This is a genomic window from Streptomyces sp. NPDC043952, from assembly GCF_056435325.1.
This window is the reverse complement of the sequence record NZ_JBWKES010000018.1, coordinates 1-17,216: the sequence shown is the minus strand read 5'-3', so window position 1 is coordinate 17,216 and position 17,216 is coordinate 1. Positions and strand designations below refer to the sequence as shown.

The 17,216-nt window shown below is 72.5% G+C and carries 14 protein-coding genes; 6 read left to right on the top strand and 8 right to left on the bottom strand.

The features are described 5' to 3' along the window. Positions 1-83: 83 nt before the first annotated feature. Complete coding sequence (locus AC069R_RS21040; RefSeq protein WP_478768345.1) at positions 84-2,390, bottom strand: helix-hairpin-helix domain-containing protein; 2,307 nt, start codon at positions 2,388-2,390, stop codon at positions 84-86. Beyond that, a complete protein-coding gene (locus AC069R_RS21035) occupies positions 2,387-3,370 on the bottom strand; it encodes an aldo/keto reductase (protein ID WP_478768344.1) in 984 nt (327 codons plus the stop codon). Before AC069R_RS21035 ends, AC069R_RS21040 begins: the two co-directional genes overlap by 4 nt. A 139-nt stretch (positions 3,371-3,509) precedes the next feature. Here AC069R_RS21035 and AC069R_RS21030 point away from each other — a divergent pair, with 139 nt between their 5' ends. Beyond that, positions 3,510-4,565, top strand: coding sequence for an LLM class F420-dependent oxidoreductase (locus AC069R_RS21030; protein ID WP_478768343.1), 1,056 nt, complete (start codon positions 3,510-3,512; stop codon positions 4,563-4,565). 141 nt (positions 4,566-4,706) lie between these two features. Here the strand turns inward: AC069R_RS21030 and corA are convergent, their stop codons facing one another. Continuing rightward, entirely contained in the window at positions 4,707-5,708 is a 1,002-nt protein-coding gene (gene corA / locus AC069R_RS21025; protein ID WP_478768342.1) for a magnesium/cobalt transporter CorA, read from the bottom strand. Between the two features lie 62 nt (positions 5,709-5,770). Between corA and AC069R_RS21020 the strand changes: the two genes are divergently transcribed. The 4 genes from AC069R_RS21020 to mshC all read left to right on the top strand — a co-directional run bounded on the left by AC069R_RS21020 (position 5,771) and on the right by mshC (position 9,259). Further along, positions 5,771-6,457 carry a histidine phosphatase family protein gene (locus AC069R_RS21020; RefSeq protein ID WP_478768341.1) on the top strand — a complete coding sequence of 229 codons (687 nt, stop codon included), beginning with the start codon at positions 5,771-5,773 and terminating at the stop codon, positions 6,455-6,457. 97 nt (positions 6,458-6,554) lie between these two features. Continuing rightward, complete coding sequence (locus tag AC069R_RS21015; protein ID WP_478768340.1) at positions 6,555-7,145, top strand: DUF3090 domain-containing protein; 591 nt, start codon at positions 6,555-6,557, stop codon at positions 7,143-7,145. Beyond that, on the top strand, positions 7,109-7,936 hold the full coding sequence (locus AC069R_RS21010; protein ID WP_478768339.1) for an SCO1664 family protein: 828 nt from the start codon (positions 7,109-7,111) through the stop codon (positions 7,934-7,936). Before AC069R_RS21015 ends, AC069R_RS21010 begins: the two co-directional genes overlap by 37 nt. A 93-nt stretch (positions 7,937-8,029) precedes the next feature. After that, a complete protein-coding gene (gene mshC, locus AC069R_RS21005; protein WP_478768338.1) occupies positions 8,030-9,259 on the top strand; it encodes a cysteine--1-D-myo-inosityl 2-amino-2-deoxy-alpha-D-glucopyranoside ligase in 1,230 nt (409 codons plus the stop codon). A gap of 160 nt (positions 9,260-9,419) precedes the next feature. Here the strand turns inward: mshC and AC069R_RS21000 are convergent, their stop codons facing one another. The 5 genes from AC069R_RS21000 to AC069R_RS20980 all read right to left on the bottom strand — a co-directional run bounded on the left by AC069R_RS21000 (position 9,420) and on the right by AC069R_RS20980 (position 15,818). Continuing rightward, positions 9,420-10,349: a PAC2 family protein gene (locus AC069R_RS21000; protein ID WP_478768337.1), complete on the bottom strand. Its 930-nt coding sequence runs from the start codon at positions 10,347-10,349 to the stop codon at positions 9,420-9,422. Between the two features lie 279 nt (positions 10,350-10,628). Further along, positions 10,629-12,245: a glycerol-3-phosphate dehydrogenase/oxidase gene (locus AC069R_RS20995; protein ID WP_478768336.1), complete on the bottom strand. Its 1,617-nt coding sequence runs from the start codon at positions 12,243-12,245 to the stop codon at positions 10,629-10,631. A gap of 47 nt (positions 12,246-12,292) precedes the next feature. After that, positions 12,293-13,831 (bottom strand): glycerol kinase GlpK, encoded by a 1,539-nt coding sequence (gene glpK, locus AC069R_RS20990; protein ID WP_478768335.1) that lies wholly within the window; start codon positions 13,829-13,831, stop codon positions 12,293-12,295. A 76-nt stretch (positions 13,832-13,907) separates the two neighbouring features. Further along, a complete protein-coding gene (locus tag AC069R_RS20985) occupies positions 13,908-14,699 on the bottom strand; it encodes an MIP/aquaporin family protein (RefSeq protein WP_478768334.1) in 792 nt (263 codons plus the stop codon). Between the two features lie 354 nt (positions 14,700-15,053). Next, positions 15,054-15,818, bottom strand: coding sequence for an IclR family transcriptional regulator (locus tag AC069R_RS20980; RefSeq protein ID WP_471068829.1), 765 nt, complete (start codon positions 15,816-15,818; stop codon positions 15,054-15,056). A 313-nt stretch (positions 15,819-16,131) separates the two neighbouring features. Here AC069R_RS20980 and AC069R_RS20975 point away from each other — a divergent pair. Then, positions 16,132-17,216, top strand: a 1,085-nt coding sequence (locus AC069R_RS20975; protein WP_478768333.1) for a homocysteine S-methyltransferase family protein, incomplete at its 3' end; no start/stop codon positions are given.

The following is a 17,216-nucleotide window of genomic DNA, read 5'->3' as shown; positions in this document are numbered from 1 at the left end:
CGGGGCCGTACCGGTGCGAAGCCGGTACGCCCCCGCCGCGTGGCGCCCGCCACAGGTGATCGCCACCCCGGCGGCGCCGCGCCTCAGCCGGTCGGTGTCTGCGGGCGCAGCAGCGTCGCCAGCCGGGTCGTACGCGGCTTGGCCGGGACCTCCGCGACCGCCCGCGGCAGCGCGCCCTCCACCCCGTGCACCACGGACAGATGCCGCTCGCCCCGGCCGAACGCCGTGTACACCCACGGCCTGCTGAGCGCCCCCGCGGCATCGCCGGGCAGCACCACGACCGCCGCGGGCCAGCGCCCGCCCACCGCCTGGTGCGCGGTCAGCGCCCATCCGTGCCGCACACATCCCTCCACCCGCTCACGCGGTACGACCACGGGGGCGCCCGCGCAGGACAGGTGCAGCCCCTCGGTGTCGGCCCCCACCACCGTGCCCGGCAGCGTCCGGCCTGGCGCGGGGGAGTAGGCGATCCGGTCGCCGGGGTCGAAGCCGCCGAACCGGCCGGGGCCGGGGTTGAGGCGCTCCTTCAGGGCGGCGTTCAGGGCTCGGGTGCCGGCCGCGCCGCCATGGCCCGGCGTGATCACCACGATCTCTTCAACGGGGACCTGGAAGGCCCGCGGCACCGACTCCGCGACCAGCTGCACCGTCCGGTGCACGGCCTCGCCCGCGTCCCGCACCGGCACGATCACGACCTCCTTGCCGGGCGCCTCGACCTGGTTCAGCTCGCCGATGCCGATCCCGGAGACCAGCTCGCCGATCGGACCGGGGTCGGGCAGCCGGGAGGCGATCTGGGGGCAGGCGCGGGCCGCGAGCAGATCGGCGAAGACCCGCCCCGGACCGGCCGACCACAGCAGTGCCGGATCCCCGCTGAGCACCAGCCGCGCCCCGTCGGGCAGCGACTCCACCAGCATCGCCGCGCCCTCCACGTCCAGCTGGGGCGCGTCCAGCACGATCAGCAGGTCCAGCTCCAGCGCTCCGTCCGCGTCCCGGCCGGGCCCCTCGGCACCGGCCAGCAGCCCGGCGACGGTGCCCACGCCCACGCCCCCCGCCGGCGACAGCGCGGCGAGACGGTCGCGGCCGTCCGGGGTGTGGCACACGGCGAGGGCCCGCAGGCCCGCCTCCAGGGCGGCGGCGAGCAGGGCCGCCGGTTCGGCGCGGGCGGCCTCGCCGCCGGTGTGCAGGACCAGGCCGTGCCCGGCGACCGCGCGGGCCAGCTCGGCGGCGCCGCCCGACGTCGCCGCGACGACCGGCGCCCACGCCTGAGAGGTCTCCTGGACCGGGGAGTTGACCAACCGGGCCAGGCCATCGGCCAGGCTCTCCTCGGCCAGCGCGTACCGCTCCAGGGCGATGAGCACCCGCACCGGGCGCTCCACATCCTCCTCGTCGTCCGCCGCCCGCACGGCCGGGGCGCCCGCCTCCTCCAGGGCGTCCTCGAACACCAGCGCCTCACCCTCGGCCAGGGCCGACTGCACGGCCTCGTCCGGGTCCGGCACGCCCCGCTGGGCCAGGGCCGCGGTGAGCGCGGGCAGCTCCAGGGCGGTGTGCCCGGCGAGGGCCGCCTGCTCCAGCAGCCAGACCGTCACCGCCCGCCCACGCCGCTCGTCCCCCGGACCGCATCCGGCACCGAGCAGCGCCCGCGCGAACCCGTCCGCCTGCTCGGGCCGCACCCCCGGCACGCGCAGCAACTGCCAGGGATCCTCCCGCAGCACGTCCCCGGCGCCTTCGCCGAGCGCCACGGCCGCCTGCCCGCCCAGCGCCTCCGGCGCCCCGCCCTCCGCGAGCACCCGGCGCACCGCGTCCACCGCCTGCGGCGACGGGCCGACCGGCGCGGAGACGGAGACCGGGGCGGGCGCGGAGGCAGGGGCGGAGGCCGGGGCAGGCGCAGGGCGCTCCTGGCGCACCCGCGCCGGCTCGGGTGCCGGACGCGCCGGAGCGGCCGCGGGGCCCGGCTGGGCCGCCCGCTCGGGCGCGGGCCGCGCGGGCTCGGCGAACACCGCGGTCGCCGGCTTCTTGCCGCCCTCCACCGCGCGCACGGCGGCCAGCAGATCGGCCGCCTTCCCGCTCAGCTTGGCGCCGCTCTCGACGGGCGCCTTCCGCTCCGCCTTGCGCCGCTCGATCCGCTCCCGCTCGAGTCGCTGCGCCGCCAGCTCCGCCGCCGCCTCGGACAGCTCCGGCCCCCCGGCGGCACCATCGGCCGCCGGCTCCGGACCCGAAACCTCCGAAGCCCCCTCGGCCGTCTCCTCGCCCGAGTCGTCGTCCGTCACATCGGCCGTCCCGGACGCACCGTCACCGCCGTCCGCCGTCAGACCATTCCCGGCCACCTCGTCCGGCGCCTCCGGCATCTCCGGCGTCCCCGGCGCGGTGTCCTCCGTGGTCTCCGGTTCCGTGCTCACAGCGTGCTCCAGTCGTGATCGGGATAGCGGTGCAAGGGCGCCGACACATCGTCCAGCGCCCGGCAGATCTCGTCAGGAAGACTAAGCGCCTCCACTGACAACGCCGCCGTGAGCTGCTGCGCGGTGCGCGCGCCGACGATCGGGGCGGTGACGCCGGGGCGGTCGCGGACCCAGGCGAGCGCCACCTGGAGCGGGGTGACCGCGAGCCCGTCGGCGGCCGTCGTCACCGCGTCCACGATGCGCGTCGCCGTGTCGTCCAGATACGGCTCCACGAAGGGCGCCAGCTGCTCGGAGGCACCGCGCGAGTCGGCGGGCGTGCCGTGCCGGTACTTTCCGGTCAGCACCCCCCGCCCGAGCGGGGAGGAGGGCAGCAGGCCCACGCCCAGGTCCAGCGCGGCGGGCAGCACCTCCCGCTCCACGCCCCGCTGGAGCAGCGAGTACTCCATCTGCGTGCTGGCCAGCCGGGTGCGGGTGCCCGGCGCCGCGAGCTGCCAGGTGGCCGCCTTGGCGAGCTGCCAGCCGCAGAAGTTGGACACCCCCGCGTACCGCGCCCGGCCGCTGGCCACCGCTATGTCCAGGGCCTGGAGTGTCTCCTCCAGCGGGGTCTCGGCGTCCCACGCGTGGATGTGCCAGAGGTCCACATGGTCCGTGCCCAGGCGGTCGAGGGAGGCGTCCAGCGCGGCGAGCAGATGCCCGCGGGAGCCGTCGAAGCGGCGGCCGGGGTACGGGACGCTGCCCGCCTTCGTGGAGACGACCAGGTCACGGCGGGGCACGAGCCGCTCCATCAGCCGCCCGAGCAGATACTCCGCCTCCCCACCGCCGTACACGTCCGCGGTGTCCACGAGGGTGCCGCCGGCCTCCCAGAACGCCTTGAGCATGTCCGCGGCGTCATGTTCTTCGGTGTCCCGGCCCCAGGTGAGGGTGCCGAGTCCGATCCGGGACACGCGCAGGCCGGTGCGGCCGAGATGCCTCTGCTCCATGACCGCGAGATTACTGGCCGGAACCAGTGCGGTGGGTTGCCTGTGGACAACTCGTCCGGGCCCGCGCGGGGCACCGCCCGCGCCCGCACGCTAAGGTCTGCGCCACAGGGACGTTACTCACGGGTAAGGGGAATCGGCCATGCAACTCGGACTCAACCTCGGCTACTGGGGTGCCGGAATGGACGGGGACAATCTGGCCGTGGCCCAGGAGGCCGACCGGCTGGGCTATGCCGTGTGCTGGGCCGCCGAGGCGTACGGCTCCGACGCGGCCACCGTGCTCAGCTGGGTCGCCGCCCAGACCGAGCGCATCGACGTGGGCTCCGCCATCTTCCAGATCCCGGCCCGCCAGCCCGCGATGACCGCGATGACCGCGGCCACCCTGGACACCCTCTCCGGCGGCCGCTTCCGGCTCGGCCTCGGCGTCTCCGGACCGCAGGTCTCCGAGGGCTGGTACGGCGTCACGTTCGACAAGCCGCTGGCCCGCACCCGCGAGTACGTGGAGATCGTCCGCAAGGCGATGACCCGTGAGCGGCTGTCGTACGACGGCGAGCACTGGACGCTGCCGCTGCCGGGCGGTCCGGGCAAGCCGCTCAAGCTGACCGTGCACCCGCAGCGCGAGCACATCCCGCTCTACATCGCCGCGATCGGCCCGAAGAACCTGGAGCAGACCGGCGAGATCGCCGACGGCGCCCTGCTGATCTTCCCCGCCGCCGAGCACCTGGAGGAGACCACCCTCACGCATCTGCGCGCGGGCCGGGAGAAGGCGGGCAAGACCCTCGACGGGTTCGACGTCTGCCCGACCCTGCCGCTCGCCGTCGGCGACGACAAGGACGTGGCCGCGCTCGCCGACACCTTCCGCCCCTACACCGCGCTGTACGTCGGCGGCATGGGCAGCGCCAAGCAGAACTTCTACAACAAGCTCGCGCAGCGCATGGGTTACGAGCGGGAGGCCGCCGAGATCCAGCAGAAGTACCTGTCCGGGGACAAGCAGGGCGCGGCCGCCGCGATCCCGCAGGACCTCATCGACAAGACCACGCTGCTGGGCTCCGTCGACCGCATCGCCGACCGGATGAAGGCCTACGCCGAGGCCGGTGTCACCACCCTCAGCCTCGCCCCCGCCGGATTCACCCTCGAGGAGCGGCTCGCCTCCCTGCGCGCCGGCACCGAAGCCCTGGAGCGCGCCGGGCTCGCCTGAGCCGGGAGGTCTTCCACGGCCGTGGTGGGGGCTCGGGGGAGGCTTCCCCGCCACGGCCGTCACCGGGAACAACGCGCCCGGCGACGAGCGGTTACGACTCCCCGGCGCCTTCTTCCAAGGCGCCCTGGCCGCCGACGCGGCTCACAGCCACTCGCGCCGCTTGAACATCCGGTACAGGACCACCTCCAGCAGCGCCATCACCAGGATCACCGCCGGGTACGACCACAACCAGTGCAACTCGGGCATGTGGTCGAAGTTCATGCCGTAGATGCCGGCGATCATCGTGGGCACCGCCGCCATCGCCGCCCAGGCGGAGATCTTGCGCATGTCGTCGTTCTGCCGCACGCCCGTCTGCGCGAGATGCGCCGACAGCACGTCCGACACCAGCCGGTCCAGGCCCTCCACCGACTCGTTGACACGGGACAGATGGTCGCCCACATCCCGGAAGAACGGCCGCGCCCGCTCATGCACGAACGGCACCCCGCCGCCCGAGCCGAGCGGCCCCGTCCCCGCCAGCCGGGACAGCGGCACCGCCAGCGGCACGGTCGCCCGGCGGAACTCCACGATCTGCCGCTTGAAGCCGTAGATCCGCGAGGCGGTGTTGCGCGCGCCGCCCACCTCCGGCCGGAACACCTCCGCCTCCACCTCCTCCAGATCCGTCTGGAGCTCGGTCGCCACCTCCAGGTACCGGTCCACGATGGCGTCGGCGATCGCGTACAGCACCGAGGTGGGCCCCTTGTCGAGCATCTCCGGCTCCTCTTCGAGCCGGTGCCGCACCGCCGCGAGCGGCGAGGCCTCGCCGTGCCGCACCGTCACCACGAAGCTGTCACCGACGAACACCATCAGCTCGCCCGCCGAGACCGTGTCGCTCTCCGCCTCGTAGGCGACCGGTTTCAGCACCACGAACAGCGAATCCTCGTACACCTCGAGTTTGGGACGCTGATGCGCCTTGAGAGCGTCCTCCACCGCCAGTGGGTGCAGCCCGAACTCGCGGGTCACCAGGTCGAACTCCCGCTCGGACGGCTCGTACAGCCCGATCCACACGAACCCGCCCGCCGCCCGCGCCTCGGCGAGCGCGTCGGACAGGTCCTCCGGACCCTCGGTCCGCTGTCCGTGCCGGTAGATGGCACAGTCGACGATCACGGAGCGCATTCTCCCCTCATCAGATCACCGGCGCATCACCTGATGCGCCTACCCTGGTCCGCATGCCCACGCTGATCCTCGTAAGGCACGGACGTTCCACCGCCAACACCTCCGGACTGCTCGCCGGCTGGACTCCGGGGGTCTCCCTGGACGAGCGGGGCACCGCCCAGGCCGCCGCCCTGCCCGACCGCCTCGCCGCCCTGCCCCTGGCCGAGGTCGTCACCAGCCCGCTCCAGCGCTGCCAGGAGACCCTGGCCCCCCTCCTCGCGGCCCGCCCCGGCCTGACCGCGCACACCGACGACCGGATCGGGGAGTGCCACTATGGCGACTGGTCCGGCCGCAAGCTCGCCGAACTCAAGGACGAGCCGCTGATGGAGGTCGTCCAGGCCCACCCCTCCGCCGCCGCCTTCCCCGGCGGGGAGTCCATGCGCGCCATGCAGACCCGCGCCGCCGAAGCCGTACGCGAGTGGAACGCGCGCGTCGAACGCGACCACGGCGCCGACGCCGTCTACCTCATGTGCTCGCACGGTGACATCATCAAATCCCTGGTCGCCGACGCCCTCGGCCTCCATCTCGACCTCTTCCAGCGGATCTCCGTGGAGCCGTGTTCCATCACCGCGATCCGCTACACCCGCCTGCGCCCCTTCCTCGTCCGCCTCGGCGACACCGGCGATCTCGCCTCGCTCGCCCCTCGCGAGGAGCACCCCGACGGCGACGCACCGGTCGGTGGTGGTGCGGGCGCACCGTGATCGTCGCCCGCAGTAGGGTGAAGCGATCCGCGCCGTCGCGTATCCGCAGCGGCCCGCACCCGCACCGCCGAAACTCTCGACCCCATGGAGACAGGACGTGTCCCGTCAGGTGTTCCTCTACGATCCGCCGGACCGCTTCGTGGCCGGCACGGTCGGACTGCCCGGACGCCGTACGTTCTTCCTCCAGGCCATCGCCGGCCCACGGGTGACCAGCGTGGTCCTGGAGAAGACCCAGGTCGCCGCGCTCGCCGAGCGCATGGACGAACTCCTGGACGAAGTCGTGCGCCGCAGCGGCGGCAGTGCCCCCGTCCCGGCCATGGCGCCCAACGAGATCGCCGACACCGCCCCGCTGGAGACCCCCGTCGAGGAGGAGTTCCGGGTCGGCACCATGGCCCTGGCCTGGGACGCCGAGGAACAGCGCATGGTCGTGGAGGCGCAGGCCCTGGTGGAGCTGGACGCCGACACCGAGGAGGACCTCGCCGAGGCCGAGGAACGGCTGCTCCAGGACGAGGAGAACGGGCCCCCGATGCTGCGGGTCCGGCTGACCGGCGCGCAGGCCCGTGCCTTCGCCAAGCGCGCCCTCGACGTCGTCAACGCCGGGCGGCCGCCGTGCCCGCTGTGCAGCCTCCCGCTCGATCCGGAAGGACACGTATGCCCGCGCCAGAACGGATACCGCCGCGGGGCGTGACGGCCGCCGATCCGGGCGCCGCCGAACTGCTCGCCCGCGGTGAGCTGACCGTGCGCGGCCGCATCCGCGACGCCTCGAACGCCGCCCTGTTCTGCACCGTCGCCCACGACGGCCGGGAAGCCGCCTGCGTCTACAAGCCGGTGGCCGGCGAGCGCCCCCTGTGGGACTTTCCCGACGGCACCCTCGCCGCCCGCGAGGTCGCCGCCTACGAGGTCTCCGAGGCCACCGGCTGGGGCCTCGTCCCGCCCACCGTGCTGCGCGACGGCCCCTACGGCGAGGGCATGTGCCAGCTGTGGATCGAGGTGTCCCCGGAGCCCGAACTGCTCGCCCTGGTCGACGGCGAGGAGCCCGAGCCCGGCTGGAAGGCCATCGGCTTCGCCGAGGTCGGCGAGGGCCGCACCGCGTTGCTCGTGCACGCCGACGACGAGCGGCTGCGCCGGCTCGCCGTCCTCGACGCCGTGCTCAACAACGCCGACCGCAAGGGCGGCCACCTGCTGCCCACCGCCGACGGCCGGCTCTACGGCATCGACCACGGCGTCACCTTCCACATCGAGGACAAGCTCCGCACCCTGCTGTGGGGCTGGGCCGGCGAACCCCTCACCGCCGAGGCCGTCGAGGTCCTCAAGCGGCTCCACGACGCCCTGGACGGCGACCTGGGCGGGCGCCTCGCCCCGCTGATCACCGCCGCGGAACTGGACGCCACCCGCGCCCGCGTCGCCGCCCTCCTCACCTCCGGAGTCCACCCGGAGCCCGGCGGGGAGTGGCCGGCGATCCCCTGGCCGCCCGTGTGATCACAACCCGGCCGAAGTTGCAAGAGCGCCCAACCGGCCATCCGACCCGATCCCGGTCGTGTGCCCGACGCGCGGCCGGTTAGGCTCATGTACATGCATGCCTGGCCCGCTTCCGAGGTCCCCGCCCTGCCTGGTCAGGGCCGCGACCTGAGGATCCACGACACCGCGACCGGCGGCCTGGTCACCCTCCAGCCCGGTCCCGTCGCCCGCATCTACGTCTGCGGCATCACCCCGTACGACGCGACCCACATGGGTCACGCGGCGACCTACAACGCGTTCGACCTCGTTCAGCGCGTGTGGCTCGACACCAAGCGGCAGGTCCACTACGTCCAGAACGTCACCGACGTCGACGACCCGCTCCTGGAGCGCGCGGAGCGCGACGGCGTCGACTGGGTCGCCCTCGCCGAGAAGGAGACCTCCCTCTTCCGCGAGGACATGACCGCCCTGCGGATGCTCCCGCCGCGGCACTACATAGGCGCCGTCGAGGCGATACCCGGCATCGTCCCGCTCGTGGAGCGGCTGCGCGACCTCGGCGCGGCCTACGAACTGGACGGCGACATCTACTTCTCCGTCGAGTCCGACCCGCACTTCGGCTCGGTCTCGCACCTCGACGCGGCCGCCATGCGGCTGCTGTCCGCCGAGCGCGGCGGCGACCCGGACCGTCCGGGCAAGAAGAACCCGGTCGACCCGATGCTGTGGATGGCGGCCCGCGAGGGCGAGCCCAGCTGGGACGGCGCCTCCCTCGGCCCCGGCCGGCCCGGCTGGCACATCGAGTGCGTGGCCATCGCCCTCGACCACCTCGGCATGGGCTTCGACGTCCAGGGCGGCGGCTCCGACCTGGCCTTCCCGCACCATGAGATGGGCGCCTCGCACGCCCAGGTGCTCACCGGCGAGTTCCCGATGGCCAAGGCGTTCGTGCACGCCGGCATGGTCGCGCTCGACGGCGAGAAGATGTCCAAGTCCAAGGGCAACCTGGTCTTCGTCTCCCGGCTGCGCCGCGACGGCGTCGACCCGGCCGCGATCCGCCTCGCCCTGCTCGCCCACCACTACCGGGCCGACTGGGAGTGGACCGACCAGGTCCTCCAGGACGCCCTCGACCGCCTCGACCGCTGGCGCGCCGCGGTCTCCCGCCCCGACGGCCCCGCCGCCGACGCCCTGGTCGAGGAGATCCGCGACGCCCTCTCCCACGACCTGGACGCCCCCACCGCGCTCGCCGCGGTGGACCGCTGGGCCGCCCGCCAGAACACCGAGGGCGGCCCGGACACGAGCGCTCCGGGCCTGGTCACCAGGGCGGTGGACGCCCTCCTGGGCGTCGCCCTGTAAGCACCGCCGACCCCCGCGCCCCACGAGGGGCGCGGGGAACCGCGCGAGAACCCACGACGACGCGGCAGCCGCCCGACCACCTCAAGCGGCCCGCCGGTAGCGCCTTCGGCGACACGAAGAAGGGGCGGCCCCCGATCCGGGACCGCCCCTTCGCCGTACCTCAGTCCTCCGACCCGTCACCCTCGTCATCGCCGGCCGAACCGCCGGAGGCATCCGCATCCGGCTTGGACGGACGGGCCTTGCCGCCCGGCGTGTCCCGCCGTCGCAGATACCGCTCGAACTCCCGCGCGATCGCTTCCCCGGACGCCTCCGGCAGCTCCGCGGTGTCGCGGGCCTCCTCCAGCGTCTGGACGTACTCCGCGACTTCGCTGTCCTCCGCGGCCAGCTGGTCCACGCCCACCTGCCAGGCCCGCGCGTCCTCCGGCAGTTCGCCCTGCGGGATCCGCAGGTCCAGCAGGTCCTCCAGACGGTTGAGCAGCGCCAGCGTGGCCTTGGGGTTGGGCGGCTGGGAGACGTAGTGCGGCACAGCCGCCCACAGCGACACCGCCGGCACCCCGGCATGCGCGCACGCCTCCTGGAGGACGCCGACGATGCCCGTCGGGCCCTCGTACTTGGTCTCCTCCAGGTCCATCCGCTGGGCCAGCTCCGTGTCCGAGGTGACCCCGCTGACCGGTACCGGACGCGTGTGCGGGGTGTCCCCGAGCAGCGCGCCCATGACGACCACCAGCTCCACGCCCAGCTCGTGCGCGAAACCGAGCAGCTCGTTGCAGAACGAACGCCAGCGCATGGACGGCTCGATGCCCCGCACCAGCACCAGGTCGCGCGGCTTCTCCCCGCCGACGCGGACCACCGAGAGCCGGGTCGTCGGCCAGGTGATCTTGCGTACCCCGCCCTCCATGAACACCGTCGGCCGGTTCACCTGGAAGTCGTAGTAGTCCTCGGCGTCCAGCGCCGCGAACACTTCGCCCTTGAACTCGCGTTCCAGATGCGCGACCGCCGTGGAGGCGGCGTCACCGGCATCGTTCCAGCCCTCGAACGCGGCCACCATGACTGGGTCGATCAGCTCGGGAACCCCCTCCAGCTCGATCACCCAGTGCCTCCTTCCGACGTGCCCTCGCTTGACTCACCAACCTTACGGCGTCCGGCAAGGGCGTCCGCAGTCCCCGTACAGGGGCAGTGAACGGATCACTGCCCCACCCTCCCCGCTCGAACACCCCCCGCGCCCCTGATAAACCCCGGACCCCGAACCCGGACCGGGCCCGCACCGGCGGGCGCGCGGAAGGGGCGGCCCGTGCGCACGGCGCCGCCCCTTCCCCGGTCTCGGTGCCCGGCCGGACCTACTTCCCGCCGGACCTACTTCCCGCCGGTACTACTTCTCGTCGAGCAGCCCCTGGACCTGCGCGCGGATCTCGTCCGTGGCCAGGCCGCGGATGGTCAGCGTGGTACGGCGGCGCAGCACGTCGTCCGCCGTCTCGGCCCACTCGTGGTCACGGGCCCACACCACCTGCGCCCAGATCTCCGGCGCGTCCGGGTGCACCCGCCGCGCCAGCTCCGGGTTCTCGTTGGCCAGCCGGGCGATGTCGAACGCCAGCGAGCCGTAGTGGGTGGCCAGGTGCTTGGCGGTGTCGGCACCCATCCGGGGGCCGGGCGCCGGGCCGTCCACCAGCAGCCGGTGCGCGACCGCGCGCGGGTTGGCGACACCGGGCAGCGGCAGCTTCTTCGGCAGCGAGGAGATCGGCTCGAAGTCGTCGCCCAGCGGGTGGCCCGGCAGCGCCTCCAGCTTCTTCATGATCGTACGACCGATGTGGCGGAACGTGGTCCACTTGCCGCCCGCGACGGACAGCATGCCGCCCTTGCCCTCGGTCACCACCGTCTCGCGCTTGGCCTTCGCGGTGTCACCCGGACCGCCCGGCAGCACCCGCAGACCGGCGAACGCGTACGTGATCAGGTCCTTCTTCAGCTGCTGGTCCCGGACGGAGAACGCCGCCTCGTCCAGGATCTGCGCTATGTCCTTGTCGTTGACCGAAACATCCGCCGGGTCGCCCTCGTACTCCTCGTCGGTGGTGCCGAGCAGCAGCATGTCCTCCCAGGGGAGGGCGAAGGTGATCCGGTACTTGTCGATCGGGGTGGCCAGCGCGGCCTTCCAGGGCGAGGTCCGCTTCAGGACCAGGTGCGCGCCCTTGGACAGCCGGATGGACGGCGCCGCGTTCGGGTCCTCCATCGTGCGCAGGTGGTCCACCCAGGGGCCGGTCGCGTTCAGCACCAGCCGGGCGTCGACCCCGAACTCGTCACCGGACATCCGGTCCTTCAGCTCCGCGCCCGTCACCCGGCCACGGGTGAAGCGCAGGCCGGTGACCTCGGCGTGGTTCAGCACGACCGCGCCCGCCTCGACGGCCGCGCGGACCGTCATCAGCGCCATGCGCGCGTCGTTCATCTGGTCGTCGCCGTACACGGCCACGGCCTTGAGGTTCTCGGTGCGCAGCTCCGGCACGTCCTGCGCCGCCTTGGCGGGGGAGAGCAGGTGGCCGACGCCGTCGCCGAACGCGGACAGCGCCGAGTAGGCGAAGACGCCCGCGCCGAGCTTCGCCGCGCCGTGCGGGCCGCCCTTGTACACGGGGAGGTAGAAGGTCAGCGGGTTCGCCAGGTGGGGGGCCACCTGACGGGACACCGCACGGCGCTCGAAGTGGTTCTCCGCCACCAGCTTCACCGCGCCGGTCTGCAGGTAGCGCAGACCGCCGTGGAGCAGCTTGGAGGAGGCGGAGGACGTGGCACCGGCGAAGTCGCCGGCGTCGACCAGCGCCACCCTGAGCCCGGACTGCGCGGCGTGCCAGGCGGTGGAGATGCCCAGGATGCCGCCGCCGATCACAAGAAGGTCGTACGACGCCTTGGAGAGCTGCTCCCTGGTCTCGGCGCGACTCGGGTTGGAGCCGGAGGCCGGGCGCGTTCCCAGGGCAGGCACGGACTGCAGGGTGGACTGACTGGTCATGTGGGGTACTTACTCCTCGTCAGAGCGTTTGAGCCGAAAGAGGCCGCTCAGCTCTCGTCCTCGATCCAGCCCATGGTCCGGTCGACGGCCTTGAGCCAGTTCTTGTACTCGCGGTCGCGGGTCTCCGCGTCCATCTGGGGGGTCCACTCGGCGGCCCGGCGCCAGTTGGCGCGCAGCTCGTCGGTGCTGGACCAGAAGCCGACGGCGAGGCCGGCGGCGTAGGCGGCGCCGAGGCAGGTGGTCTCGGCGACCATCGGGCGCACCACGGGCGCGTCCAGGACGTCGGCGAGCGTCTGCATCAGCAGGTTGTTGGAGGTCATGCCGCCGTCGACCTTCAGGGCCACCAGCTCGTCGCCGGAGTCCTTCACCATGGCGTCGGCGATCTCGCGGGTCTGCCAGGCGGTGGCCTCCAGGACGGCGCGCGCGAGGTGCGCCTTGGTGACGTACCGGGTCAGGCCGGCGATCACACCGCGGGCGTCGGAACGCCAGTGCGGGGCGAACAGGCCGGAGAAGGCCGGCACGAAGTAGGCGCCGCCGTTGTCCTCGACGGAGAGCGCGAGCGTCTCGATCTCGGCGGCGGTGGAGATGAGGCCCATCTGGTCGCGCATCCACTGCACCAGCGAACCGGTGACGGCGATCGAGCCCTCCAGCGCGTACACCGTGGGCTGGTCGCCGATCTTGTAGCCGACGGTGGTCAGCAGACCGGCGTACGAGTTGATGATCTTGTCGCCGGTGTTCATCACCATGAAGGTGCCGGTGCCGTACGTCGACTTGGTCTCGCCCTCGGAGAAACAGGTCTGGCCGAACAGGGCCGCCTGCTGGTCGCCGAGCGCGGAGGCGACCGGGATGCCGCCCAGCAGGTCGCCGAGCTTGCCGCCGGTGACCTCGCCGTAGACCTCGGCCGAGGAGCGGATCTCGGGCAGGATGCCCAGCGGCACGCCGATCGACTCGGCGATCCGCTCGTCCCACTGCATCGTGTGCAGGTTCATGAGCATGGTGCGCGAGGCGTTGGTGACGTCGGTGACGTGCTTGCCGCCGTTGACACCGCCGGTCAGGTTCCAGATGACCCAGGTGTCCATGGTGCCGAAGAGGATGTCCCCGGCGGCGGCGCGCTCCTTGAGGCCCTCGACGTTGTCGAGCAGCCAGCGGGCCTTGGGGCCGGCGAAGTAGGAGGCCAGCGGCAGGCCGGTCTCGCGGCGGAAGCGGTCCTGGCCGACGTTGCGGCCCAGCTCCCGGCACAGGGCGTCGGTGCGGGTGTCCTGCCAGACGATGGCGTTGTGGACGGGCTCACCGGTGTTCTTGTCCCACAGCACGGTGGTCTCGCGCTGGTTGGTGATGCCGATGGCCTTGATGTCGTCGCGGGAGATGCCGGCCTTGGCGACGGCTCCGGCGACGACCTCCTGGACGTTGGTCCAGATCTCGTTGGCGTTGTGCTCGACCCAGCCCGGCTTCGGGAAGATCTGCTCGTGCTCCTTCTGGTCGACGGAGACGATCCGGCCGTCCCGGTCGAAGATGATGCAGCGCGAGGAGGTGGTGCCCTGGTCGATCGCCGCGATGAAGGGGCCTGCGGTGTGGGCGTCGGTCACTGTGTGCTCCTGAAAGGTCCGTGGTGTGAGGGGCTGAACGTACGGCGCGTGCGCGGAACCCTTGTGGGGGGTTTCGTCAGAAGGCGACGTTGTAGATACCCGCCGCGATGGCCGCGCCGATCAGCGGGCCGACCACCGGGATCCAGGCGTAGCTCCAGTCGGAGCCGCCCTTGTTGGGCAGCGGCAGCAGGGCGTGCACGATGCGCGGGCCGAGGTCACGGGCCGGGTTGATCGCGTAGCCCGTCGGGCCGCCGAGGGACAGGCCGATGGACACCACCACGAACGCGGTGACCAGACCGCCGACCTCGCTGAGGCCCTTGCCACTGTTGTTCAGGCCCTGCGTGAGGACCGCGAGGATCAGCACCATGGTGCCGATGATCTCCGTGGCGAGGTTCTGTGCCACGTTCCGGATCTCCGGACCGGTGGAGAAGATGCCGAGGACCGGCCCCGCGCCCTGCTCCTGGGCCTCGACCGCCTTCGCCGACGTGGCCTGGGCACCCGGACCGCCGACGATCTCCTTGTCGGTCAGGTGCGCGTGGAACTGGCCGTAGTAGGCGAGCCACACCAGGGCCGCGCCGATCATGGCGCCGAGCAGCTGACCGGCGAAGTAGTACGGAACGTTGCTCCAGTCGCTGTTCTTGATGGCCACGGCGACGGTGACGGCCGGGTTCAGTTGCGCGCCTGAGAGCGGTGCGGAGATGTAGACGGCCGTCATGACGGCGAAGCCCCACCCGAAGGCGATGGCGAGCCAACCGGCGTTACGGGCCTTGGAGGCCTTCAGCGTGACGGCGGCACACACACCGCCGCCGAGCAGGATGAGTATGGCGGTACCGAGGGTCTCGCCGATGAAGATGTCGGAGCTGGACACCCGCGACTCCTTTGTCCTTCGTCCAGGGGTAAGCGAACCCCGGTCCCACCGGGGGTTCTGGTGCCCTCGGGGGTGAGAGCGATACCGGCCCTTGGCGTCGTCACACTCTAACGCGTATTACCGATAGGTGTTCGACAATGCCGACCGATGGACGGGAGTCTCGCTTCGGTGTTACGCGTGCGTCAAGAGTTCTCTTATCGAAAACCGGATCGTTATTGATCGTTGCCGGCTATCACTCTTCGTCACGCTATGCAGTTTTAGCCCTACTTTGTCCACTTCAGGGTAGGCCGAGAGCCGGAACGCCGCCCGGCGTCCCGGTCATACCCACGACAGAGCGTGATCCCTCAGGGACCCTCAGAACCGCCCGGCGCCCAGATCCCTGGAGACCGCCCGAGCGCAGTCGCGCACCGCCGCGATCAGCTCGGGCCGCAGCTCGCCGTCCCGGCACAGCCGCTCCACCGCCCCCGTGATGCCCACCGCGCCCACGGGCATCCGGCGCCGGTCGTGGACGGGCGCGGCGATCGACGCCACGCCCTCCCACGTCTCCTCCACATCGGCCGCGTAGCCCCGCGCGCGCGTCAGGTCGAGGATCTGCTCGAACTCGCCCGCGTCGCACACCGTGCGGTCCGTGAACGCCTTGCGCTCCGCCTCCAGCGCCTCGCTGTGCGCCACCGGGTCGTACGCCGACAGCACCTTGCCCAGCGCCGTGCAGTGCAGCGGCTGCATCGCCCCGATCTCCAGCACCTGCCGGCTGTCGTCGGGCCGGAAGACGTGGTGGACGATCAGCACGCCCTGCTGGTGCAGCACCCCCAGGTGCACGCTCTCCCCGCTGGAGCGGGCCAGGTCGTCCGTCCACACCAGGGCGCGCGCCCGCAGCTCGTGGACGTCCAGATAGGTGGTGCCCAGGCGCAGCAGCTCCGCGCCCAGCTGATAGCGGCCCGAGGCGTCGTCCTGCTCCACGAACCCCTCCTGCTGGAGGGTGCGCAGGATGCCGTGCGCGGTGCCCTTGGCGAGGCCGAGCGAGGAGGCGATGTCCGACAGCCCGAGCCGTCGCTCGCCGCCAGCGAGCAGCCGCAGCATCGCGGCCGCGCGTTCGAGCGACTGGATGTTCCGTGCCATCGCCGTCCTGCCTCCGTCCCCTTCGACTGCCGAAACACATCTGTGGGCGGAGCGCCGCCGACTTCCTGCGCTTCGCTACCACCGTTCGGCAATGTCGAACACTACCGGTCCATGCCGACCTCCCGCTAATGGTCGGTCGACACCTGTTACCTCACACGTGGCCCCCACGTGGCGCCGGGGCCATCCGCGTCCGCCTCGTGGACGCCTGTGCCCATCCAAGCCCACTCCCGGCTAGTCTGGCGCCGTGCGGCCCTCCGCCCGTCGTGGGGGCACCGCATAGCCGACAGCCGTCGCACCTTCAGGGAGCCCTTACATGGCCTCGTTGCCAACGTCCCCTACCGCCGACAGCCGGGCCCGTGCGTCCGCGCTCCGAGAGGCGCTCGCCACCCGCGTGGTGGTCGCCGACGGAGCCATGGGCACCATGCTCCAGGCCCAGGAACCGACCCTGGACGACTTCCAGCAGCTCGAGGGCTGCAACGAGATCCTCAATCTCACCCGCCCCGACATCGTCCGCTCGGTCCATGAGGCCTACTTCGCCGTCGGCGTCGACTGCGTCGAGACCAACACCTTCGGCGCCAACCACTCCGCCCTCGGTGAGTACGACATCTCCGACCGCGTCCACGAACTCTCCGAGGCCGGCGCCCGCGTCGCCCGCGAGAGCGCCGACGCGTTCACCGCCCGCGACGGCCGCCCCCGCTGGGTCCTCGGCTCCATGGGCCCCGGCACCAAGCTGCCCACCCTCGGCCACGCCCCCTACCGCACCCTGCGCGACGCCTACCAGGCGAACGCCGAGGGGCTGATCGAGGGCGGCGCCGACGCCCTCCTGGTGGAGACCACCCAGGACCTCCTCCAGACCAAGGCCTCCGTCATCGGCGCCCGCACCGCCCTGGACGCCCTCGGCCTGGACCTCCCGGTGATCGTCTCGGTCACCGTCGAGACCACCGGCACGATGCTCCTCGGCTCGGAGATCGGCGCGGCGCTGACGGCGCTGGAGCCGCTGGGCATCGACATGATCGGCCTGAACTGCGCCACCGGCCCGGCCGAGATGAGCGAGCACCTGCGCTACCTCGCCCGCAACGCCCGCATCCCGCTGTCCTGCATGCCCAACGCGGGCCTGCCCGTCCTCGGCAAGGACGGCGCCCACTACCCGCTGACCGCCCCCGAGCTGGCGGACGCTCAGGAGACCTTCGTCCGCGAGTACGGCCTGTCGCTGGTCGGCGGCTGCTGCGGTACGACCCCCGAGCACCTGCGTCAGGTGGTGGAGCGTGTCCGGGGCCTGATCCCGCCGGCGCGCGACCCGCATCCGGAGCCGGGGGCGGCGTCCCTGTACCAGTCGGTGCCGTTCCGGCAGGACACCTCGTACCTGGCGATCGGTGAGCGGACGAACGCGAACGGCTC